We start from the raw sequence: 22181 nt of genomic DNA on the forward strand, positions 1-22181 counted from the left end.
GACCGTACGCACCCAGCGCTCCGCGAACGCGTTCGCACGGGGCGCCTGTGGCGGCGTCCGCAGCACCTCGATACCCCGGCCCGGAACACGGTGTCGAACATTGCGGTGTACTTGGCGTCCCGGTCCCGGATCAGAAAGCGGAACCGGTTGGCCCGCTCCCCCAGGTCCAGCATCAGGTTGCGGGCCTGCTGCGTCACCCACTCACCGGTCGGATTCGTGGTGGCGCCCAGCAGGTGGACTCGCCGGGTGACGACCTCCATGAGGAACAGTACATAGATTCGGGTCATGCCGATGGTGTCTACATGCAGGAAATCGCAGGACAGGATGCCTTTGGCCTGCGCGGTGAGGAACTCGGTCCAGGTCGGTCCCGCCCGTCGCGGTGCCGGGCCGGCACCGGCCCTGGTCAGGATCGCCCAGATCGTGCTGGCCGCGAGTCGGTAGCCCAGGCCAGCCAGCTCGCCCTGAACGCGCCGACACCCCCAGGTCGGGTTGTCCTGGGCCAGCCGCAGCACCAACTGACGTACCTCGGCCGTGACCGGTGGGCGACCCGGCCGTCGCCCCGGGTAGGTCCACCGCCGCGCGATCAGGTTGCGATGCCAACGCAACAAGGTGGCCGGGGTGACGAAGAACGCTGACCACCGCGTCTGCGGCAGCAGCCTCGACAGCCCGGCCAGCACCACCCGGTCGGCCGGTTCCAGATCCAGCCGGCGCACAGTCCCACGTCAGCGGCCGTGGCCGACTTTCCGAACGGTACAGGGTCGGGCAGTACCAGCGGCGCCTGCGCCAGCGCAGCCGTACCGGACGCCCGGCGACCGGCAGATCCCGCAGCCGGGTCGTCGTCCACAGCTTCACCCGCAGCGCCCGCTGTGGGGTAAATCCCACCTCCGTTCCAGGGGCTAGGCCCACTGACGTCATGCCCGATCCCGACGAGCATGACTGGCATGACTGAATCCGACAGCCGGGTTGCTCGATGGAGCATCCGAGATCCATGGTGGGCGACCGGTCTGTGGCTCGCCTTGGTCGCCACCACCGTGGTGCTGGATCGCATGGTCCAGAACAAGCAGGCAGAGTTCAGCGAGCCGGATGTCCTGGAACCGGTGACGGTGATGGCGTCCGCCCAGAGGAGGAACTAGTGCTTCACAGCATCTCTCGTCGGAATGTCTTCAGGGCCGGGTTGGCCGCGGGCGCTGGCGCGGTGATAGGACTGACGCAATCGGCACCAGCGTCTGCGGGTGCGGCGAGGCGAAGCGTGATTGCCTTCCTCGGGGTCACGGTGATCGACACCACCGGTGGGCCGTCAAGGTCAGACCAATCCGTGGTCGTCGAAGGGGATCGGATCATCGGGCTGGGTGGGCGGCGCGATGTCCGCGTCCCGCGTGGTGCGACGGTCATCGACGGCACGGGAAAGTTCCTGATCCCGGGTCTGTGTGACATGCACGTCCACAGTGACGTACATGAGGCGATCATCCCACCGCTGTACATCGCGAACGGGATCACAACGGTGCGCGAGATGTCGGGAGCCGACCATCTCCACCAATGGCGGGATCGGGTCGAGGCCGGCAGCCTGCTAGGCCCACGCTCGATCATCGCGAGCCCTTTGATCGACGGCGCTCCGGGTCTCTGGGCGGGCCTGAACGCGGTCTCGTACATCGAGGTGACCAACGGACCGGAGGCGCGAGCGGCGGTCCGCCGGGTCGTGCGGGACGGTGCGGACTTCGTCAAGGTCTACTCACGACTGTCACCCGAGGCATACTTCGCCGTCGTTGACGAGGCTCGACGACAACAGGTCCCGTTCGTCGGGCACTGCCCCGACAACGTGCCCATCACCGAGGCCAGTCGGGCCGGGCAGCGCAGCCTCGAGCACATGTGGGGGACCTGGTACTCGACCTCCAGCCGCGAAGCGGAGATACGCCGGGCGATCACCGCGATCCAGATCGAGCCTGGCGACTACAACAGCTGGTTCAACCAGGTGCATCCGTTGAACTGGCTGGCCGCGCAGAGCTACCAGCCCGACAAGGCGGCCGCGGTCTTCGCCGAATTCGTTGCCAACCAGTCCAGGCAGGTCCCGACCCTCATCGCGATGCGGGCAATCGCCATGCCCGACGAGGTGTCGCGAACCGACTGGCGGCTGAAATACCTGCCGGCATCCACGGCCGAGGAATGGTGGTGGGCGCTCGACGAGTTGTTCGCGGCCGGCCGCGGTCCGACCGAGGTTGCCCAGCACCGGGAGCTTTTCGACCGCCAGCTCCGGCTGGTTGACGAGATGCGCCGGGCCGGGGTGCCGATGCTGGCGGGTACCGACAGCGCCACGCCTGGATGCTTTCCCGGGTTCGCCTTGCACGATGAGCTGGCGCTGCTCGTGCGGGCGGGTCTCACCCCCATGCAGGCGCTCCAAGCGGCGACCCTCGAGCCGGCCCGATTCCTCGGCCGACAGGACCACGAGGGGACGATTCGCCGCGGCAACCTAGCCAACCTGGTGCTGCTGGACGCCAACCCGCTCGACGACATCCGCAACACCCAGCGGATCCGGGCGGTGGTGGTGCGGGGCCGATTTATCTCCGCCGAGGAGCGGGAGCGCATGCTCACCGAGGTCGAGGCCGCGGCGAGGGAGGTTCCCGCCGACGCCCGCGCCACGGTGGGCTGTCCCTGCATGGGCCGATCACGCTGATCACTGCCACTACTCTGATCACTACCTCGCGGTACATGCGTATCGCGGGGTAGTGGTTAGTTACTGCACTCGGCGGGCAGGCGACGACCTTGCCCAGGTCGCGTCTGAGGTACGACCACACGCTCTCGGTCGGGTTGAGGTCCGAGGCGTAGGCGGGCGGCTGGAGCACGGTCCGCCAGCCAGGGTGGCATCGAGGAAAGGACGAAGCCGTCGGCAACGTTGGGTGGACGTTCTCGATCGACTCGACCGCGGTCAGAGCCCATTTTGGAACGCCTGATGAGTCCGGAGGACGTGCTCGTCGGCATCTTGTATCCCATTGAGCTATGGCCGGAGTGAGAGCATCGACGGTCGGCAGCTATGGAGACAGAGCGTGACGTAGAGGACGGCCGAAGTGGGTCGTCGAGGTTGTCGTCGTCCAGGTCGTCGTCGAGGTTGTCGTCGTCGTGGATCGCGTACGTCGTGGATCGCTGCTCGTGGGAGTGCTCCCGCTTGCCGGGCATCGGTGGGCGTGCGGGTCAGCTGGCATTGAGCCAGGCAAGGACGGCGAGGACGCGGCGGTTGTCGTCGGGGGCGGGTGGGAGGTCGAGTTTGGTGAAGATGTTGGTGATGTGCTTGCCGACGGCCTTCTCGGTGACCACGAGGCGGTCGGCGATCGCGGTGTTGGAGCGGCCCTCGGTCATCAGGGTGAGCACCTCGCGCTCGCGCGGCGTGAGCCGGTCGAGCGGGCGGACGCGGCGGCTGACAAGCCCGGCGACGACTTCGGGATCGAGGACGGTGCCGCCGCCGGCAACCTGGCGGACGGCCGCGACGAATGCGTCGATGTCGGCGACGCGGTCCTTGAGCAGGTAGCCGACGGCGCCCTCTGCGGAGGCGAGCAGGTCGCGGGCGTAGAGCGGTTCGACCCATTGGCTGAGCACGAGGACGGGGAAGCCGGGGCGGGCCGCGCGGGCCGCGATCGCCGCCTTGAGGCCTTCGGTGGCGTGCGTGGGAGGCAGGCGTACGTCGACAATCGCCACGTCGACGTCGTCGCGGGTGAGCGCGGTCGCCAGGGCACCGGCATCCTCGACGGCTTCGACGACGACGATGCCGCCGGCTTCGAGGATGCGGGTCAGGCCGACCCGCAGCAGTGCCTGGTCCTCCGCCACGACCGCCCGAAGCATGATCCCGGACTTGGCTATGTCGGGCATGGGATCTCCAGAGTCAAGACGGTGGGACCGCCGGGTGGGCTGTCGACGGCGAGCGTGCCGTCGAAGGCCGCCAGTCGCCGGGCGATGCCGGTCAGTCCGGAGCCGGTCGGGTCGGCGCCGCCGCAGCCGTCGTCGCCGACAGCGAGCCGCAGGCGGGTCCCGTCGTAGGAGCCACGCACGTAGGCGCGGGTGGCTCCGGAGTGCTTGACGGTGTTGGCCAGGCATTCGGCGACAGCGAAGTAGGCGGCCGACTCGACAGGGTCGGGGAGCCGCTCGGTGACGGTCACCGACACGGTGACCGGGACCGGGATCGGCAGGGCGAGCGCCTCGATCGCGCCGGCGAGACCGCAGTCGGCGAGCACGGGTGGGTGGATGCCGCGTACGACCGAGCGCAGGTCGCCGAGCGCGTCGAGCGTGGTCTGGCGGGCTTCGTCGAGCAGGGCCACGGCGGCGTCGGGGTCGCTCCTGACGAGCTTGCCAGCGAGGCCGACGGTCATCCCGACCGCCGCCATGCGGGCCTGCGCGCCGTCGTGGAGGTCGCGTTCGATGCGGCGGATCTCGGCGGCCGACAGGTCGAGCGTCTCGCCGCGCGACTCGGTCACCTGCTCGACCCGGCGCTCCAGCTCGGCCAGCCGCGACCCGCCGAGGATCGCCCGCTCGGCGATCGCTCGGGCGCGCACCAGCGGCGGAGTGACGATCCACCACACGATCAGGCCGAGCCCGCTGGCGCCGTCCAGCAGCACCCACAGCCAGCCGGGGTCGACGATCGACCCGATGACATACGGGACCGGGGCGACCAGCAGCACCGGCGGCAGGAGCGACATGGCGAATCCGCCGGTGCCGGAGAACCACACGAAGGCGACGTCACGCCACCGGGCACCGTCGCGCAGCCAGCGTACGGGCCGGCCGAGCAGGCTGCGGTCGGACGTATCGGCGTAGGAGGCCGGGATCTCGGCGCCGAGCAGGGCACCGCTGACCCGCCGGTGCACACCGGCGAGTGCGGCGGCTGCCGGCACGGCGGCCAGGGCGAGGGGGAAGCCGACGCTGATCAGCCCGAGCGGCACGGACAGGACGAGCACGATCGCCAGGGCCAGTGCCGGGGCGGCGGCCAGCGCGTACCCAGCCGACACGAGCGTCAGCCGGAGCCGGTCGACCACGGCGTGCCTGTCGAACGGCCCCGGCCGGACGCTCGCGATCGGCGCGAGCAGGCGCACCCGGCGGCCGGTTGCCGGCGTCACGCGGCCCGCGCCAGCTCGGACCGGGCGACCCGGCGCACCGCGCCGCGGGCCGCTCCGATCGTAAGGCCGACGACGCCGGCCACCAGCAGAGGCGGCAGCCATAGCTGACCTTCGGGCACGACCCCTTCGCCGCGGGCGATCCCGAACGGGACGATCGTGGCGAGCGAGGCGATCAGCCCGTGCGCCACACCAACCGCGGCGACGACGGACGCCTCCGCCACGACGGATCGCTCGACCTGGGTGGGCGTGGCCCCGAGCAACCACAGGCGGCGCAGCTCGGCACGCCGGTGGGCGATCGCCGCGGCGAAGGCGTTGATCACCATGATCGCGGCGAACAGGCTGAGCATGCCGACGACGACGTTGTTGAGCAGCGTAATCGTGTCGCCGTCGTCCGACGCGCCGCCGGGCAGCGTGCGCCCATCCGTGCCGACCGCCATCAGTGTGCCGACCGCCGACGCCGTGAGCACGATCACCGGGCCGAGCACGGCGGCCAACAGGTGCGCCCGGCGGAACGTGTTGTAGCGCGCGAGGTGCGCCTCGGCGCTGCGCCGCCCGAGCACCGGCCGGAGGGCGAACGATCCCCAGCGCAGCAACACCGGCGCCAGCAGGGCGAGGCCGACGCCGACCAGGATCGAGTTGGAACCCGACGTCATCATCGCCTCATACGGGTCATCGGAGTTCTTCGTCACGGTGACGGTGACAATAGCCATCGACACGCCGTAGGCGATCAAGGCGACCGCGCCGGCCACCCGCCACCAGCGCATCCGGCCGGCGTCAGCGCGTTCCTCGCCGGGCGTGACCGAGGCTGGGCCCCGGGTGGCGCGCCGGCCGGCGATCCCGGCTGCGGCGAGGCACACGAGCAGCACACCGCCCACGGTGATCCCCAGCGACACCACCCCGCCACCATAGTCGGCGTGGTCGATCAGACCGCTCGACTCGACCGCCGCGAGCAGGGCCCGTCCGGTGACGGAAGCGACCAGCGCGCCGGCGACCGAGGCGGCCAGGCACACCGCGAGCGTCTCGGCGCGCACGAGCCGGCGGGCCTGCCGGGCGCTGGCGCCGATCGTGCGCAGCAGCCCGATCTCGGCGTCACGCTGGGCCACGGTGATGCCAACGGTCGACGCCACCGAGAACAGCACGATCAGGGCACCCCATCCGCCGACCACAGCACCCATGATCGTCAACGTCTCGGCGTCGGCGGACGAGATCGGGCCGGTGGCCGTCTCGACCAACGTGGCGAACGAGCCGATCACCGCGGTGCCGAGGAACACGGCCACGAAGGTGGCCGTGAACGCGGTCAAGCGGTACCGCAGCGAGCGCAGCGCCAGCTTCGTCGTGTAACCGCCCATCAGACCGTCACCAACTCACGCGGCACCAACTCGTCGAGGCGTGCCATCTGTCCGGCCACGGCCTCGGCCGTGGGGCGGTCCATCTGGCCGGCCACGCGCCCGTCGACCAGGAACACCACCCTGTCGGCGAACGCCGCCGCGACCGGGTCGTGGGTGACCATCACGACCGTCTGGCCGAGCGCGTCCACACACGCCCGCAGTAGAGCGAGCACCGACCCGGCCGTGCGCGAGTCGAGCGCCCCGGTCGGCTCATCGGCCAGGATCACGGCCGGATCGGTGACCAGCGCCCGGGCGATCGCCACCCGCTGCTGCTGGCCACCCGACAGCGCGGCAGGCAAGTTGCCGGCCCGATCGGCGAGCCCGACGTGCTCCAGCAGGTCTGCGACCCGAGCCCGGTTGGGACGCCGCCCGGCGAGCCGCACCGGCAACTCGACGTTCTTCGCCGCCGTCAAGTACGGCATCAGGTGGAACGCCTGGAAGACGAACCCGACCCGCTCCCGGCGCAGCCGGGTGCGGGCATCCTCGTCCCAGTCGGTGACGTCCTCACCGTCGATCAGCACCCGGCCCGACGTGGGCCGCTCCAGCCCGGCGGCGAGTGTCAGGAACGTCGACTTGCCCGACCCCGACGGGCCCATCACAGCGGTGAACGTGCCCCGCGGGAAGGCCAAGTCGACGCCCGCCAGCGCGGCCACCGCGCCGGCGCCCTCGCCGTAGGTGCGGGTCAGCCCGCGCACCTCGAGCGAGTTCGTGGTCGGCCACGCCGGCGGCGGCGGTGGTGATAGGCGGTTCATCAGGTGCCTCCTGAACTCGAACGACAAGGTCACCACCGACGGTATGGAACCCTCCTCAGGCGGTCGATGGGCGCAGGGTGTGTCTGCGTGGTGGGCCTAACCCCACCACGCGCGGGCCGGGATTCCCCACGCCATCCAGCGCTGTTCTGCGCTCGAGGACAGCGCGCGGCCAGAATGTTGGCACAGCCCACGATCACTCGATCTGAGAGCGCATTTTAGATGTGGGTCGCACGGCGTGTGCGTCGCCGGGTAAGGCATCGGGCGATGTACCGGTATGGATCGACCGCGCCGGTACCCCTCCGACCTGACGGACCTCCAGTGGGCGCTCATCGAGCAGGTGCTACCGCCGCCGAGGTGGATGGGCCGCCCGGAGAAGCACTCCCGCCGAGCCATCGTCGACGCGATCTTGTACGTGGTGCGGACGGGCTGTGCCTGGCGGTACCTGCCAGCGGACTTCCCGCCGTGGCAGACCGTGTACGGCCGGTTCCGGCAGTGGAACAAGAGCGGCGCCACCGAGAGAATCCTGGACGAGCTGCGCGAACAGGTCCGGATCAGCCAGGGCCGCAACCCGCAACCGAGTCGCCGACGACCACCGTGGCTTCCCAACACGCGGGCAGTAGCGCAACACTTCTAATCGGTCACCGGCAGTAGCGTGTTCTGTATGTCTGCATTGGTGGATGAGGTCAAAGATCCGGGCAGCCCAGTAGCAATGTGGTTGCGTGGAACGTTTCCGCATCACAAGGACGTGCAGTTGGCCTACCGGATCTCGGCGGGGCCGGCGCGAGTACTGCCGTCGCCTGCCGTTGCGAGCGGCACCCAGGGGGCGGCGATCGACTGGTGGCTGCGCATGTTGGTTGATCGGGCCGTCTCGGTCGATCTGGCGCTGACCGGATTGATGTCCCGCCGTGTGTCGTGTGTGCGGGCCGGCCTGGAGTTGCTGTTCGAGCTGGGCGGGATTGACCGCGAAGGGCGGATCCAGCCGGTCGATTCGACTCGACTGAGTGATCGGCCGGATGAGTGGTGGGCGCGGCTGTGTTACGCGCTGGCATTGTGGGTCGAGCTGCACCGGGCCGCTTCGGTCGAGGGGTCACGGCTGACGCGGTTGGGACCGGACAGTCGGGCTGCGGACCTTTTGGCGTTGGCGAACGATGACGAGGTCGCTGACTTGATCGCTATGCGTGATCTGGCGATTAGGCACTTGCTTCCGGCCTTGCCGCCTGGGCCGGTGTGCAGCGGCGCGGCCTTCGACGGCAGCAGGGATCTGCATGCGGATTCGGATCTCATCGCTGGTGGCGTTCTGGTGGACTTCAAGGCCGGGCGGGGCGGCAAGCCCCGGGCAGATGGTTCCCGTGCGGCCGGGTTGGCGCGCGCTGAGCTGGATCAGCTTCTGGGTTACGCCATGATGGCCTACTCCGACACCTTCGCGCTGCACACGGTGGCGATCTACGCGGTGCGGTTCGGGCACTACGCCGCGTGGCCCATCACAGACCTGTGCGCCCAGCTGGCTGGCCGCCCGGTCGACTTTCCCACGCTGCGGCAAGAGTTCGCCAGGGTCCTGCAGGTCGAGTTGCCGGCGTACTGGGCAGAGCCGCGTCAGAAGCGGCAGTCCGTTGCTGGGTGAGAGTCATCCGGGGATCCACCCGAGGCTATGCAGGGGCCCGCGGACCTGACGGTGACTCCGCTGTTGTTCCCTGTGTTCGGGCAGGGCATTGCGGTGCATGCCCGTAGTACGGCGGCTCCGGCAGCCCTCACACTTGAGTTATCCCATTGATCATCGGGTGGGATCTGGGTCGGCTGCAGGGGTTTTTGGCCGTCGGAGGAACGCCATCCAGGCGATGAGGTGGATGTGAGTGTCGGCGTCGGTGGTGGGGATGCCGGCTCGGCTGGCGGTTTGGTGCCGGGCCCTGTCGAGGAGCCGCAGCAGCAGGGACTGAAAGTGGCTGGTGTCGGCACTGGTGTCGAGGGCCAGGCGTGACTGGGGTGGTGGTGTCCAGCCGCGGAGGTCGACGTGGGCCAGGCGCAGGCAGTGGCTTTGGTCGAAATCGGCCAGTGCACCTGGTAGGTCGGGCAGGTAGCAGAACACGGTTTCTGGTGGTTCGTGGGTGTCGATACGGAAGCAGAAGACCGCTCCGGGTTGGTCGTGGTGCAGGGGGTGCACGGCGCCGGCAGGCGTGGGTAGGTCCGCGAGTGCCCTCGCGGTCCCGGGCAGGCGGAGGGCGTTGCCGAGCAGTGCGCGTAGGTGTTCGCGTTCGGGGACCGTGACACGACGGGGTCCGTTGTCGAGCGCATCGAGCGCAGTGGCGAAGTCGCGGGGTGCCGCAGGGATGTCCGGTAGGACCGCGGAGGGGACCCCGACGGTGGCTTCCGCGATGCTGATCTTGTTGTGCAGGGTGCGCATTAGCCCGAGGATGACGTCGAGTACGGCATCCGGTAGCAGGGTGAGGCAGGCGACGGTGGGGCGCACGGCGCCGTGCCGGTCGACCCGCCCGATGCGTTGTTCGAGACCCTGCGGGTTCCACGGGAGGTCGTAGTTGACGATGATCGAGGCGTCCTGGAGGTTGTGTCCTTCGGCGAGCATGTCGGAGGCGATGAGCAGCTGATACAGGTTCGCGGGGCTCTGGCGGCGAATCGCGGTTGCGGATCGGGCGGCTGAGTTGGGCGCGAACTGTGCCACGAGGTCGAGGAGGTCGTCGGGTTTGAGGGGCTCCGGCGGTGCCGCGTTGGCGATGCGTCCACGAAGGTGATGCAGACGAGGGTCGTGGTCAACCAGCAGGGTCAGCCGTGTGTGCAGGTCTGTGGTGGTGACGCGGGAACTGGACATGACCAGGATCTTCTCCCCGGGGCGGTCGGTGGCGAGCCTGGCGAGTTGCTCGACGAACGCGTCGAACTTCGCGTCGTCGTGCCTGGCTTCGTCCGCGGCCGCGGCGACCTTCCGCAGGATGGTCAGGTCGTTGGTGAGCGCGGCGCGTAGCGCGCCGACGTCGAACTCGACGGCGGGCCGCACGTGTCGCCCGGTGGGAGGTGACGGTCTTCCCAGAAGGAACTTCTCGGCGGCGTTGTGGGTCGGGTCGAAGCGGTCCGTGTCGGGCTCTTCGTCGAGTGCCGCGCCGGCGCGGATGGCCGCGAGTAGCCGGCGGCTGACGTCCGGATCGGGCAGGCAGACATACCCCTGTTCCAGGTCATGCAGGGCCATGGCTACGCGTTTGGCCATGCGGTGGGCGGTGGAGGCGAACGCCGCCGGTGAGGATTCGAGCCGCTTGAGAAGCATCGTCTTGATCAGTGCGGCCATGGGTGAGGTCGACCTGTGCTGTTCGGATCCGAGTTCGTACTGCTGGGGCTGGTACGCGGCCAACGTCAGCGCCGGGGCGCGGCGCGGTCCTCGGAAGCGTCGGAGTTTGCCCTCGGCGGTCGCGGGTAGCAGTCGGCTGGCGTCGAGTGCGTCGAGGACCTCGCCGGTAAGGCGCCGCAGCGCGGGGGTCAGGACGTACTCGACGCGGTGGTGCATTCGTGTCGGGAACGACTTCGCGGTGGACGGGTACTCCTGTTGGAGCAGCCACCGGCTCCGGCGAACCATGCGCTGGTCGAGCTCGTCGTGGAAGTTGCGGAGCGTGACCGATTCCGGTGCGAGGGTGTCGGCGGTGCGGCAGCCCTCGAACAACGCCCGACCGAAGCCGTCCCGACCCTGTTTACGGACGTGACTCGTGGCTCTGACCGCGGACCAGTTCGGTTCCATCCGTGGGTCAGCGAGGCTGAGCAACTCGAACAGGTCAAGACCGCTGTTGTTGACCGGGGTCGCGGTCACCAACAGGATCGGTATCGCGCGTGGCTGGGCGGCCAGGACACGCCGTACCGCAGAGAGCCGCTTCCGGGCCGGGTTACGCAGGTGGTGTGCCTCGTCGGCGATGACCAGCCCGTACTCGACCCACTCCCCAGCCTTATCGTCGTCAGCCTCGATCGTGAGCTTGTGGTAGCTGACGACCTCGCCACGGATCCCCCAGTACGCCGCCCTGCCCCTCCACATGTCCTGCAGACTCGCCGGACAGACGATGAGGACGGGCGCGGTGATGTCGTCGCTCAGGTGCCGGGCCACCGCGAGGGCTTGGTCGGTCTTGCCGATGCCGACGTCGTCGCAGAGCAGCGCCCCGCGGCCTCGGCGGAAGATCGCGAGGATCTTCGCGACGCCGTCGCACTGCTCGTCGTGCAGGTAGTCCCACGACGGGGCATTGACCTCGTCCCCGTAGGCGAGCTGGAGCAGCCGCAGGAACACCAGTTGAGGTTGGTGCGGTGACAGCTTGACCCGGATCAGGTTCGCCAACGGGAACGGGTCCGCCTCGATCCACCACCGGTCGATCCAGGCCGCTGCCGCAGTCAGGTGCTCCGCCGCGATCCGGCCCACCATCTCACGGCGGGCGGTGAGAGCACGTGGGCTCAGCTCCGGTGAACCGATCAACGCGCTCCCCTGGTTCGGTAACAGCAACCCAGAGGCGCCGAAGGCGCGGCGGGTATCCCGTCGACACTGCACCCGCCCGCTGTCGAGGAGGCTGAGCAGGTCCAGCAGGACCAAGGCGGCGTTACGCGTCAGAGGCAGGCCGTCGATCTCCTCTCGGATGGACCGGTCGGGACGGCCGTTCAGATCCTGTCCGGAGGACGGGTCCCGGGTCGGATCGAACGCCGCGTCGACGCTGACGCCTTCCCCGTAGGCGCCGGCGAGGATCCGCACCGGCGTGCCCGCCTCGGTCAATCGCCGCAACGAGGGCAGCAACGTCAAGAGCCCGCGCAGGCTCGCGCGTGCCCCGAACAGGGTGACCGGGACGACCCCACCACGCTCGTTGGCGAGCACGGCGGCATAGCCGGCGGCGATCGACGTGTCGCCCTCGTTGACCAGCAGCCCCTCGGGCGGGCTCGGCTTCCCCAACGGCTAGTCCGGCTGCGGCACGAACAGGGCGGTTTGCGGGTCCTCCCAGAGCGGACCGACGTGTGCGAGGTAATCGTTGATGCCCCGGGCGAGGAAAGGGCCGCGGTGCTCGGTCAGCCAGTCGGCGACCTCGTCGGGCTTCATGTCCGCGGGCGGCACCGGAAGCTGATGCGCGGAGCGGACCAGGTCCGACGGCTGCAGCTCGTCGTAGGCGTCGCGGGTCCATCCACGGTGTGCCCCGATCACCTCCGCGGTCGCGTCGGACATGAAGGCGTGATAGATAATCATCCCCTGCATCGGGTTCTCGCACAGCGGGCGCAGGCGCATCCGCGGGTCGGGAAAGGTCAGGTCCGGCACGGCGAGGTCGCTGACCCTGCCAGCCACACCCGACGCGCAAACCATCGCGTACAGACCGCCGATGGGACCCCAGGACCGCTTGGAAACGGGAACGACATGCAGCCGTGGCTCGCTAAACGGCGCGGGCGGTCCCGCAGGGGTCAGCGCTGCGAGGCCGGCGCAGACGTTGGCATACGAACCGCGAGTCTGGATGATGTCCAACGCCTGCGCGACGGTTGTCGGCCTGCCGAACAGAAGGCTGCCCGCCAGGACGTGCGCCATCCACCGGGGGGCGAAGGTATCCAGCCGTGCGTGCTCAAACCTATCGAACAGCGCGACCAGCACCTCCAGCAACGACGGCGCGGAGATCAGCTCGTCGCAGGTCAGTCCCTGCTCGGACAGATATGCCAACGCCAACTTGTGCGCCCGGGTAAGCCGCTCCGCCGCGGTCGCGACCGCGGCGCCGCTGACGTAGACGGCGCTCTTGTTGCTTTGCGAGTGAGGCAGCATCCGCTGCAGCATGTTGTTGACCCGCCGCCGGGTCACCGTCTGAGCCAACCCACTCTCGGCAGCCTTATCAATGATCGGGTCGACACAGGTCGGCAGCAGCGGCTCGTAGGTGTGGGCGAGGACCGACAGGGCAAGCTCCTCGGGCTTCAGCCCGATCTGCGTGGATCTCTTGTTCCGCCGAACGAAGTTCTCGTAGGCGTCCTCCAAGTCGGTGCGTAGCCACTCCCGGAGCACCTCCACGTCCAGCAGACGGTGCACCATCGACTGCACCCGCAACGCGAACCTGGAGTCGTTCGGAAGACGCGACTCCCGCAGCACCAGTGCGACATCGTCATCCGAGGCCCGGTAGACGTGCCCGAGAGGAACATGCGGACTACGACTGGGTGCGCGCACCAAGACCGGCTTGTTGTCCCGAGAGGCGCCGATACTCACCTCCAACCGGGGGCCACCGCACCGTCGCCATTGCGAATCCGTCATCCAGGGTGGCTGTTCGCCGAACGCCGCAGCGATCCCCGTCATCCGCTGCTGACCGTCCACCACCCACAGCGCGGAGTCCGATGACCGCCGATACCGACCTGCCGGCTGCTGCTTGTCTTGCGGTTGCCAGACCAGCAGCGCGCCGATACGCCCTGACCCCAGCAACGTGGTCATGAGGTCCGCGACCCAGATCCGGTCCCGCGAGAAAACACGCTGGAAATGGGGCACGTCATACACACCCGCACGCATATCAGCGAGCAGGGTGCCTACCTTCGTCGCGTCGTACGCTTCGCTCATCGTTACCTTCTCGTGACCTTTATGCCACTATATGCCACCTTCGTGGCGTCCATGCCGGAATAAGTGGTTCGGTATCCGGCGATGCAGCAGGAGAACGCCTCACCACGGCTCCCGACTGGCATACGCCGTGATATTCGAGCGTGCCGAGGAGTGGCGGCAGGTTGACTGCTGGCCCACGCGAGCACTGGGAGCGGGGGCGTAGGCAGCCTTGGTCAAGGGCCGGGCCCAGCTGGCCCAACCGCCCGGAAGTCCGCACGGATGCCAACGCGACCGCGCGAATTACCGTGCCCGATTCCACAGCGGCGTCGTCGGCAACGGATCGCCTCCAGCGCCGCAGCTGCGGCCCCGTCATGAGTCACCGCCCAACGCTCGCGTAGACCGATCCAGGTAAAACCTGGCACCCGCCACCGCGCCGAACATTGACACCCACCGAGCGTCGCCCGACGGTCGCGCACACCGGGTGCGACGCGCGCAGGGGTTGGTTCGATATGGTTCGGGCGGCGCTAGGGTGCTGGGGGTCCCGGTCACCGCGACGCCGGCAGCCCGGCGGTGAAGCAGGAGAAGCGGATGGCCAACCTCCGCAACACGAAGCTCTTCAAGGAGCGGCTCGCCCAGTTCGAGAAGGAAGCCTGCCAGCTCGGAGTGGTGTGGGTGGCCGCCGAGGCCGCAGACATTCTCGCGGAGCGCATCGCGTTCACCGCCAACCAGCTCGGGGTCACCGAACGCACCGCGCTGCAGACCTACACCACCCCACACGCAATCTCCCTGCTGGCGAAAGTCCTCGCGGAACATGCCGCCACATACCAGGAGGTGATGGCCGAAGCCGAACCCGTGACCATCACCGTGGCAGACGCGGGACGGATGACCGCCGCGCTCGGCATGGTGTGCAAGCTCGCCACGGAGCAAATCGGGAAAGATCCCGGAGGCGCCGCCGGTGTCCTCACCGACGCCGCCGACGCGATCGTCGGGATCAGTGCGCAGATCAGGGCGAACGACGGCGGCGGACCACTGAGCATCGGCGGACGCACGCTGGTGTACTCGCGAACCGTTCTCACCGGCGCCATCGAACAGCTCACGACCGGCGTGTGGGAATGCCCGTGCGGCGAGCAGCACCTGCCCGGATCCGACTGCTGCAATCTGGTCCTGACCCTCATCGCCGACCCTCGCCGTCGTCGGTGGCTGGCCGGCCGCGCCCGACGAACGGCCCGCCGGCCAGCGGTAGGCCGCTGACCCCGGCCGTCGACCCTCGGCCTGCCCCATCCGTCATTGAGAACCCGCATGACGAACGCCAGAAACTCCAGCAGACCCAGCTGAGGTATATCCCGCGTCAGGTCGACGACCTGCTGCCATTCCACCCAGGTCATCGCCTGCGACCAGCACAGACCGAACCCGTCCGTCGCGGTCACCGTCACCAGCCCACGACGCTCATCCCACTCGTAAACGCAGTGCATGCCGCGCAGCCTGCACCGCTCGATGGCACGGCAACGTCCCATCGACTACGCCCTGTGGATAGTTTGGCGGCCCGTGGATAACGAGACGATCAAGAGGCGGACGTGGTAGTCGATGTCGCGATAGCACCACCCGCCAAGCCCTTCCTCCTCTCGGCGGCCGGATGATGGACATCCCGCCGCGTCTGCAGGATGTCTAGTCGCGGGCGGCCCGCCGGACTCGCCGTACTACTACCTGGAGGTTGCGGACGGCGGAATCATCATGCCTCCGAAGGTCCATGCCGCTATTTTCGGGCCGGCCACAACCGGATTTCTACGGCGCGGCACGCGCCCCCGGCCCCGGTTACCCACAGCGGACGAGGTTCTCGTATGGTCCGACGGTCGTAGAGACACCGGCCACCGACTACGGACCCGTCTGCAGCCGCTGCGGCGCAGCCTCCTCTGCGATGCAGCGCCCAGGCCGGACTATTCGTCCGACCAACTGGAGCGGAACCACAGCCAGTCCGGCATACCAACCGGCTCAAGACCGAGCGTGGTCAGCGTGCCGATGAGGACCTGGTCCCAGTCGAGGTCCGGATCACCGCCAACGCCGACCGCCGGATCGAGAACGTAGTCGTCACCGTTGTGGTGGGCGGCGTCCTCCGCGTCACGGTCGAACAACGAGTCGGCGATGACGAGAACGAACTGGGCGACCGGATCCCACGAGCGCAGCTCCGACGTGGCCGGCAGGCTGAGGCTGGGTGTCGGCGGGGCGCTGGCCTCCCGGGACCAGCCCGGCGGAGAGACCTCGCGCGCCTCGACGAACACCACCGGTAGATCCACAGCGGCAGGGAGGCCGCCGGACCGCAAGCCAAGACGATCACGGGCCGTCTCCGCAGCACGCATCGTGAACTCGTGCGTCGGATCGGTTTCGTCGTACCAGCCGTTCCGCAACTCGTCACCCACCGCGAACCGATGCAGGTTCCAGGCACGGGGACCACCAAGGTTGTATCCGTAGGCACTCAGCAGACGAAACGAGGGCCTCAACGACATCCCATCACCGTAGGCACACGACCACCAACTGTCGATGCCTCGCTAGCCAGGTCTCGCGCCGCCGGTACGTCACCTGCGGCGACGAACGCGCGAGTACCGCAAGCCGCTCGGCAACGGCATCTGGCGAAAGCGGACGCGAGACGGGTGTCGCGCTGATTCTGCGCGGGACGGTCAGTAAGGGTATCCGTAGATGGCAGGAGTGTTGAAGCCTGGCACCCTACAGACGACTGTCGCGCCTGAAAGATCCCGCGTCTCGCCGCAGTACTGGTGCACCATGTCGTGGTGACCGACCCTTCAGCCGAACTCACCCTCACCTCAGCTATCGCCGAACTACTCGGACGCGCCCGAAGTATGCCTGATCATCTCGCCAACATCGGCAACGCCGAATTGGCCGAGCAAGTCGCCGGCTGGGCGGAGACCGTGGCGGTGAACGATGCCGCCTCCGCCGCTGCCCGGACCGCCGGATACCTGCACTACGACAACGACGGCGTCGACGATCGTTGGGGCCGCCGACTCACCCGCAACAATCTCCGCACCCTCGGCATCCTGGATGTGCTGCGTATGCGGGCGATACCCGCACAGTTCCCCGCTGATTTGGCGGCCTATCTTGCCGGTCCGCCGATTCCCTCCGAGCACCTGGTCGTCCTCGACGCTCGCCTGCCCGTGGACGGCTCCCACGAGATCAGCGGTTGGCAGCTGACGCAGCCCACCGCTGCGGACCTCGACGCGGTGACACCTCTGCCGTCGAGCAGCCAGTTCGCCACCGACCCCTGGGATCCGGCCCTGCGTCTCGGTGGCTGCTGCGTTCTTCGCCGGGCGAGCAACGATCTCCAGGCGCGCAACCCGTCCGTGTGGGGCACCGGCATTTTGCGGAGCTTATTCGAGCCAGAACTCGTAATCCCGGCGTGGGAGCCGCTACTGCTGCTCAACCTCGCCCAAGCGGAACGCGTGATCGTCGCCGCCGAGTACGAGATCGAGCCGGGCCGCATGGTGGAACGCATCCGAGGCACTGGCCTGGACCTAATGCCCGCCACGTTCGACGGGATCGAGGAGTTTGAGGAGCCGGGCTGGGGTCCCTGTCGGCTCGACCAGCAAGAACTGGCTGCCGTGCTGAGGTTCACCGACATCATGTCACCGCTGCTGGAGCAGTGGCAGGCTTGGCAGAGCCTCCCGCAGACCGACCGCAACCGGAAGAGAGCGAAATCGGCCGGCGAGCGGCTTCGGCGCAGCGCCCACCGGTTTCTCGCGCTCGGCCCACGTCTCGGAAGTGACGGCGACGTCGTGTACGAGCGCGACCGTGCCGAAATCATCTTCTGGTACATGTCCGCTCTCGAGAATCTCCTGATCACCGAGCGTCCGGACGGCGACTTCAGCCGCAAGGTCGCCCAGCGCGCTGCGATACTCATCGGCGCCGACGACGAAGAGCGCCTCGAGATCCGACAGGCCATTACCCAGGCGTACGGCGTCCGTTCGAAGGTGGCCCATGGAGACCTGCCGCCGGACCAACTCCTCAGGATTCTGCCCAAGCCTCTGTACGTCTACCTGCGCCGAGCGTTTCGAAACTTGATCATCCTTGGCCCGCTATTCGACGTCGCAGCGGTCTGCGACGACGCGCTGATGTCCGCCGCTGTTCGGGAGCGAGATATTGCCGGTCCCGTCCGGCTCGTCACCGACCAGTTGCCGGAGGAGCCAGGCATGCGCACCTGGCTGCGCCGGGCCGGCACCCCGACCGTTGGCCCCGGCACTCACTCTCCTCCACCGCCGCGCTCGCCGGGCCGTATGTGACTGCGACCGCTTGGCGATCAGGTCCTCGCCGACGCGGGCTGCCAAGGGCTGGGGACGGACACCAACGGAGTCCTGATCACGCCGAAACCCAAGCCACAGAAACGTCGTACATCGTTACCGCCCAGCGTGATCGTCGCCCACGACGCGGCCCGGAAACGGCACTCCTCACAGCGCATCCGCCTCGAGCACGTCATCGGACACCTCAAGAACTGGCGGATCCTCGGCCGCTACCACGGCCGACACGAACACCTCGAAACCAGCATCCATGCCATCGCCGGCCTACTGTCCGACCACCAACACCTCGACCGGAACGAGAACACTCCCGGCGACCCACGGCACTACCAGCCGCCCCTCGCACCCGATGAAAAGCTTGCGTTCAACCGCCAGCCAACCGTGCACGAGGTCGTTGGGTGGCACTGAATGTCAGGTAAGGGATACCTGCTGCCGTTTGCTTACTTCGCCCCTGACATCGGTGGCAACCGGCTCGGAAGACGTCTCCGCTTCGGTGTCGGCGGGCTCCTTACGGGGTTCACCCTCGGGTGAAGGAGGGCTCGATCCGATCTGCACCGACACGCGCAATGCAAGCTGAAGCGGCATCCTGATCTGTACCGTTGCGTCGAACGAGACGCGGCGGGCGTAATGGGCTAGTGGTGCTGCCAGGCCCATCCCAGACGCAAGTAGCAACGCGGGAAGGTGAAGCAGGAGGACGATGGTGCCTGATAGATCGGCAAACTGAGCGACGGCAATCGTTCCCACCTCGACCAACATCGCAGCCGAGCCCCATTTCAGGGCAACTGGACGTCGCCGTGTCCTGCCGATCTTGGGAGGGATGTTTGTCTCGGCCTGCGCAGGTAGCGACCGGATGTTGTCGCGTCCTGCCAGGCCCGGCTCAATTTGGTCCGTGCGACGGCTGTCTCGGTAGCGCTCGAACCGCTGCCTGAATGCCACGATCTTGTCGGGGTCGTTGGCGGCGGCCTCGAAGCGCGCTCGCAGTCGCTCGTCGATCGGCTGGGCTTCAGGCACAGAGTCATCACCAGTCTGGATCGGGCCCTGCGTACCGTTCATACCGTCCTCCCGTCCCGGTGCGCGTTGTCGCGAGATGGTTTGCCGCGTCCTGTTAGTCGTCGAAGTTCTTCACGAGCCCGGGAGATCAGTTGCCGTGTGTTGACGGGGTTAGTGCCGATCCTCTTGGCGATGGCGTCGCCGCTCTGGCCCTCGGCGGCCATAACCAACGCGGTGCGTACCCCGTCAGGCGTCGCGACCAGACCCTGAATGGTTTCGGCGAGTTCGACACGCTTCTCCGCGTCTGCGCCGCAGTGGTTTGGCCGGATGTTTTCCGGGTCGGTGGGACACTCGCGAGTCTTGGCGCGGACCCGGTCGACGGCTCGATTATGCGCCACCCGCCGTAGCCAGGCGAGCGGGTTGTCGATCGGACCACGGTGGAAGGCATACTGCAGCAGGGCCTCCTGCGCCACGTCTTCGGCCTCGTCCGGGTCGCGAAGGGTCTGGTAGGCGTGGGCAGCCAACGCGGCATAATGCGCGCGCCAAGCTTTCTCTACCCGCTGCCAGTCCTCCTCGCCCGGATCGGGGCGGTCCTCCTTGCTGGAGGACCGCCGGCTCACGCGTGGCCCTCCGTGGCCGCTTGATCCGATGGGCTAGGCTGCTCGACCTGGATGCACAGCCAAGTGCCGTCCGCCCGCCACTCGTTGAATGTCACGCATGCGGGCAGGCTACGTAGTCCGTGCAGCACTGCCATTGTCGTGTCCCGGCGGGCGGCCTCGAGCGCCACCGCGCCGCCGATGTCGATGAGCCGGCCTGCCCATCTGAGGATCATCTTTCCTCCGCGAGGTCGTCATGTCGTCTTGGTCGTGCACAACGGAGTCGTTGGCGCCGGCCGGTTGTGACAAACGACCTTCCGGGTTGTACCGCCTCAACCTCCTTCAGTGGCTCCTACCTGGTGTTTTAGAGATCGCGTCAGGCTGCCCGGTGGTCACCCCGCTGACTCGTCGTCGCCGGCGTATGGGCTTGTCCATGGGGATGATGACCTCCGGGTGGTGGTTGGGTGGCCGTTGCTGTCGCCCTTGATGCGGGTAGGGGTCGAGCCGGGGCGCGGTGTTGGCCTTGCGACCAGTCCGTTTCCCCGACCCGCCCTCCGAACCGGACGTGCCTGTTGGCCAGGCATCCGGCTCTCCACAGGTTCATGTCGCTGGGTCAGCCGGTGTTGATGGCCCATGGTGTGGGGATCTTGCTGCCTCGGCATCGGTAGCGGGTGATCGGTACTTTGCCGGGGTTGAACAGCTCGATCCCGTTCGCGGTGATCTGCCACCTGTCGGTGAAGACCCGTCGCTGCAACCGCTTCCACGACAGGCGGTTGTGTCTCTTGCGTATCCAGTGCGCGATCCGGTGCCACGTGTAATGGGCCAGATAACTGAACACGCGTTTCGACACACCGTGCCTGAAGTAGTTGCACCAGCCTCGCAAGACCGCGTTCACGTTGATCAGCAAGACCTTGAGCTGTCGGTACGATGCCCGATTGGTCAACGCCCACACCTTCCCGACGACTGTGTTAACCGCCTTCTTCGCCGGATAGGTATAGACGTAGTGCCTGGTGGTGCCTCGCTTGCGGCGCCGCTGGATGCGGAAGCCGAGGAAGTCGAGGCCGTCATCAAGGTGGACCACCATGGTCTTGGCCGGTGACAGGCGTAGACCCATCCCGGCTAGTACCTCGGCGGCTCGCTCGCGTAGCGCCTCGGCGTCGGCGCGGGTCCCGGCAACCATGGCAACCCAATCGTCCGCGTAGCGGATGAGTCGCCAGTTCGCGAGGCCCTTGCGGCGCCGTTGTGCGCGTTGCGTCTTGTTGGCCATCGTCTGTTGCCAGTGCTCGGCGAAGTAGTCGTCGAGCACCGATAACGCGATATTGGCCAGCAACGGTGAGAGTATTCCACCTTGTGGGGTCCCCGCCGTGGTCCCTTCCCGGTCGCCGAGTTCGGTGAGGATCCCGGCTTTGAGGAACGCCTTCACCAGTGCGAGCACGCGCTTGTCCGCGATCCTTCTCCGCATCCGGTCCATCAGGGCGGTGTGCGAGATCCGGTCGAAGCACGCCTCGATATCGGCCTCCAGCACCCACTGGTATCCGTGGGAGCCGAAGTGGTGAATCTCAGCGATCGCGTCGTGTGCGCTGCGGTTAGGGCGGAACCCGTACGAGCACGGCCGGAAATCGGCCTCGTAGATGGGTTCCAGGACCAGTTTCAGCGCGGCCTGAACGACCCGGTCGGCCACCATCGGTATCCCGAGACGACGTAACTTGCCGTTCGCCTTCGGGATCATCCGTTCGCGTACCGGCAGCGGGCGGAACGTGCGGGACCTCACCTGCTCCCGCACATCCATCAGGAACGCTGCGACGTCCTGCTCGGCCTCGATCCCACGGGCGCTCTGCCCGTCCACTCCAGCCGTGCGGGACCCCTTGTTACCCCTGACCCGATGCCAGGCCACCACCAGAAACGCCGGGTCAGCCACCAAGTTGTACAGGTCATCGAACTGGCGATCATCATCCTCGCCCGCCCAGCGATGCAGTCTGGTCTGGATCCTCAGTACCCGCTCCTCCGCCAACTGCGGCATCAGCAGCAGCACACCCATATTCACGGGCGATCTCCTGACATACCCAGTCCCTTCCTGCGCGAATCTGCTGTCCGCCTTCCCCATGTACGCAGCTTTCCTGCGCTCGGAGTACTACGCGGACTCCGCCCAGCCCCGCCTCTTCAGCAGACGACGCACCTATCCCCAGCCCCTGCCGGTTGCAGGACCACGGGGAGCGACGCGGAGCTGTTCCCACGTTCACAGTTGACCGATCGACGGAGGAGGTGCCCGACTCTGCCCCCGCGGCATCGCTGCGAGTACGCCGTAGACCTTCCCCGCAGCCTCCCGACCGGCCACCGTAACCGGCCCAGGAGTTCCCCACCGACACCCGCCGGCGGATACGCACCGCACCCCAGCCCTGATCCACCAGGTTCGAGCTGGTTCAACGATTAAGGGGCTTTACCAACGCCGGTTCCTCTCGTACACCTTTCCGTCTCGTTAGCCGGACCCGCTGTCGGCGACGCATGAAAATGGACCCCGTATCGGCGGGTGAATCTGGACCCCTCCTCGAA

The 22181-nt window shown here is 67.8% G+C and carries 18 protein-coding genes and 2 pseudogenes; 7 read left to right on the plus strand and 13 right to left on the minus strand.

The genetic code is table 11. The features are described 5' to 3' along the window. Positions 1-713: helix-turn-helix domain-containing protein (locus ACFP2T_RS27665; RefSeq protein ID WP_377426537.1), on the minus strand; the 713-nt coding region annotated here is incomplete at its 3' end. Positions 714-756: 43 nt separating this feature from the next. Further along, positions 757-990, minus strand: a pseudogene (locus ACFP2T_RS27670) (transposase family protein); the annotation flags it as partial. Here ACFP2T_RS27670 and ACFP2T_RS27675 point away from each other — a divergent pair. Next, positions 942-1133, plus strand: coding sequence for a hypothetical protein (locus tag ACFP2T_RS27675; RefSeq protein WP_377426539.1), 192 nt, complete (start codon positions 942-944; stop codon positions 1131-1133). The pseudogene ACFP2T_RS27670 and the gene ACFP2T_RS27675 sit on opposite strands and share 49 nt — an antisense overlap. A gap of 170 nt (positions 1134-1303) precedes the next feature. Here the strand turns inward: ACFP2T_RS27675 and ACFP2T_RS27680 are convergent, their stop codons facing one another. Next, on the minus strand, positions 1304-1456 hold the full coding sequence (locus tag ACFP2T_RS27680) for a hypothetical protein (protein ID WP_377426542.1): 153 nt from the start codon (positions 1454-1456) through the stop codon (positions 1304-1306). Between the two features lie 54 nt (positions 1457-1510). On the opposite strand from ACFP2T_RS27680, the gene ACFP2T_RS27685 reads away from it, so the two are divergent. Next, positions 1511-2668, plus strand: coding sequence for an amidohydrolase family protein (locus ACFP2T_RS27685; RefSeq protein WP_377426545.1), 1158 nt, complete (start codon positions 1511-1513; stop codon positions 2666-2668). 515 nt (positions 2669-3183) lie between these two features. Here the strand turns inward: ACFP2T_RS27685 and ACFP2T_RS27690 are convergent. From ACFP2T_RS27690 to ACFP2T_RS27705, 4 genes are read right to left on the minus strand one after another with little or no spacing between them, the layout of a single operon-like run. Further along, complete coding sequence (locus ACFP2T_RS27690) at positions 3184-3828, minus strand: LuxR C-terminal-related transcriptional regulator (RefSeq protein WP_377426547.1); 645 nt, start codon at positions 3826-3828, stop codon at positions 3184-3186. 14 nt (positions 3829-3842) lie between these two features. Beyond that, complete coding sequence (locus ACFP2T_RS27695; protein ID WP_377426550.1) at positions 3843-5093, minus strand: sensor histidine kinase; 1251 nt, start codon at positions 5091-5093, stop codon at positions 3843-3845. Then, positions 5090-6442, minus strand: coding sequence for an FtsX-like permease family protein (locus tag ACFP2T_RS27700; protein ID WP_377426553.1), 1353 nt, complete (start codon positions 6440-6442; stop codon positions 5090-5092). Before ACFP2T_RS27700 ends, ACFP2T_RS27695 begins: the two co-directional genes overlap by 4 nt. After that, positions 6442-7233 carry an ABC transporter ATP-binding protein gene (locus tag ACFP2T_RS27705; RefSeq protein ID WP_377426556.1) on the minus strand — a complete coding sequence of 264 codons (792 nt, stop codon included), beginning with the start codon at positions 7231-7233 and terminating at the stop codon, positions 6442-6444. Before ACFP2T_RS27705 ends, ACFP2T_RS27700 begins: the two co-directional genes overlap by 1 nt. A gap of 274 nt (positions 7234-7507) precedes the next feature. Between ACFP2T_RS27705 and ACFP2T_RS27710 the strand changes: the two are divergent. After that, positions 7508-7715 (plus strand): annotated as a pseudogene (locus tag ACFP2T_RS27710) (transposase); the annotation flags it as partial. A gap of 179 nt (positions 7716-7894) precedes the next feature. Next, the gene (locus tag ACFP2T_RS27715; protein ID WP_377426558.1) at positions 7895-8854 is read left to right on the plus strand and encodes a hypothetical protein; all 960 of its coding nucleotides are present in this window, start codon (positions 7895-7897) and stop codon (positions 8852-8854) included. 150 nt (positions 8855-9004) lie between these two features. Here the strand turns inward: ACFP2T_RS27715 and ACFP2T_RS27720 are convergent, their stop codons facing one another. After that, positions 9005-12148 carry an SNF2-related protein gene (locus ACFP2T_RS27720; protein ID WP_377426561.1) on the minus strand — a complete coding sequence of 1048 codons (3144 nt, stop codon included), beginning with the start codon at positions 12146-12148 and terminating at the stop codon, positions 9005-9007. Between the two features lie 3 nt (positions 12149-12151). Next, on the minus strand, positions 12152-13768 hold the full coding sequence (locus ACFP2T_RS27725; protein ID WP_377426564.1) for a GmrSD restriction endonuclease domain-containing protein: 1617 nt from the start codon (positions 13766-13768) through the stop codon (positions 12152-12154). A gap of 567 nt (positions 13769-14335) precedes the next feature. Here ACFP2T_RS27725 and ACFP2T_RS27730 point away from each other — a divergent pair. Further along, positions 14336-14998, plus strand: a complete 663-nt coding sequence (locus ACFP2T_RS27730) for a hypothetical protein (RefSeq protein WP_377426566.1) — start codon at positions 14336-14338, stop codon at positions 14996-14998. 683 nt (positions 14999-15681) lie between these two features. Here ACFP2T_RS27730 and ACFP2T_RS27735 read toward each other — a convergent pair. Further along, the gene (locus ACFP2T_RS27735) at positions 15682-16038 is read right to left on the minus strand and encodes a hypothetical protein (protein WP_377426568.1); all 357 of its coding nucleotides are present in this window, start codon (positions 16036-16038) and stop codon (positions 15682-15684) included. Positions 16039-16530: 492 nt separating this feature from the next. Between ACFP2T_RS27735 and ACFP2T_RS27740 the strand changes: the two genes are divergently transcribed. Then, positions 16531-18033 carry a hypothetical protein gene (locus ACFP2T_RS27740; protein WP_377426571.1) on the plus strand — a complete coding sequence of 501 codons (1503 nt, stop codon included), beginning with the start codon at positions 16531-16533 and terminating at the stop codon, positions 18031-18033. Positions 18034-18159: 126 nt separating this feature from the next. After that, positions 18160-18453: a hypothetical protein gene (locus tag ACFP2T_RS27745; RefSeq protein WP_377426574.1), complete on the plus strand. Its 294-nt coding sequence runs from the start codon at positions 18160-18162 to the stop codon at positions 18451-18453. Between the two features lie 3 nt (positions 18454-18456). Here the strand turns inward: ACFP2T_RS27745 and ACFP2T_RS27750 are convergent, their stop codons facing one another. The 3 genes from ACFP2T_RS27750 to ltrA form a co-directional block, all read right to left on the minus strand. After that, entirely contained in the window at positions 18457-19098 is a 642-nt protein-coding gene (locus tag ACFP2T_RS27750; protein ID WP_377426576.1) for a hypothetical protein, read from the minus strand. Next, entirely contained in the window at positions 19095-19655 is a 561-nt protein-coding gene (locus tag ACFP2T_RS27755; protein WP_377426578.1) for an RNA polymerase sigma factor, read from the minus strand. Before ACFP2T_RS27755 ends, ACFP2T_RS27750 begins: the two co-directional genes overlap by 4 nt. A gap of 589 nt (positions 19656-20244) precedes the next feature. Then, positions 20245-21669, minus strand: coding sequence for a group II intron reverse transcriptase/maturase (gene ltrA, locus ACFP2T_RS27760; protein ID WP_377426581.1), 1425 nt, complete (start codon positions 21667-21669; stop codon positions 20245-20247). Positions 21670-22181 lie beyond the last annotated feature (512 nt).

The organism is Plantactinospora solaniradicis (assembly GCF_042658085.1).
In the GTDB taxonomy this organism is placed as follows: domain Bacteria; phylum Actinomycetota; class Actinomycetes; order Mycobacteriales; family Micromonosporaceae; genus Plantactinospora; species Plantactinospora solaniradicis.

Excerpts from the sequence above, each read along its gene's own strand:
- ACFP2T_RS27675 (WP_377426539.1), top strand. The coding sequence starts at position 942 with ATGACTGAATCCGACAGCCGGGTTGCTCGATGGAGCATCCGAGATCCA.
- ACFP2T_RS27680 (WP_377426542.1), bottom strand. The coding sequence starts at position 1,456 with ATGTACGTCACTGTGGACGTGCATGTCACACAGACCCGGGATCAGGAA.
- ACFP2T_RS27685 (WP_377426545.1), top strand. The coding sequence starts at position 1,511 with ATGTCGGGAGCCGACCATCTCCACCAATGGCGGGATCGGGTCGAGGCC.
- ACFP2T_RS27690 (WP_377426547.1), bottom strand. The coding sequence starts at position 3,828 with ATGCTTCGGGCGGTCGTGGCGGAGGACCAGGCACTGCTGCGGGTCGGC.
- ACFP2T_RS27700 (WP_377426553.1), bottom strand. The coding sequence starts at position 6,442 with ATGGGCGGTTACACGACGAAGCTGGCGCTGCGCTCGCTGCGGTACCGC.
- ACFP2T_RS27705 (WP_377426556.1), bottom strand. The coding sequence starts at position 7,233 with ATGAACCGCCTATCACCACCGCCGCCGCCGGCGTGGCCGACCACGAAC.
- ACFP2T_RS27715 (WP_377426558.1), top strand. The coding sequence starts at position 7,895 with ATGTCTGCATTGGTGGATGAGGTCAAAGATCCGGGCAGCCCAGTAGCA.
- ACFP2T_RS27725 (WP_377426564.1), bottom strand. The coding sequence starts at position 13,768 with ATGAGCGAAGCGTACGACGCGACGAAGGTAGGCACCCTGCTCGCTGAT.
- ACFP2T_RS27730 (WP_377426566.1), top strand. The coding sequence starts at position 14,336 with ATGGCCAACCTCCGCAACACGAAGCTCTTCAAGGAGCGGCTCGCCCAG.
- ACFP2T_RS27750 (WP_377426576.1), bottom strand. The coding sequence starts at position 19,098 with ATGAACGGTACGCAGGGCCCGATCCAGACTGGTGATGACTCTGTGCCT.
- ltrA (WP_377426581.1), bottom strand. The coding sequence starts at position 21,669 with ATGGGTGTGCTGCTGCTGATGCCGCAGTTGGCGGAGGAGCGGGTACTG.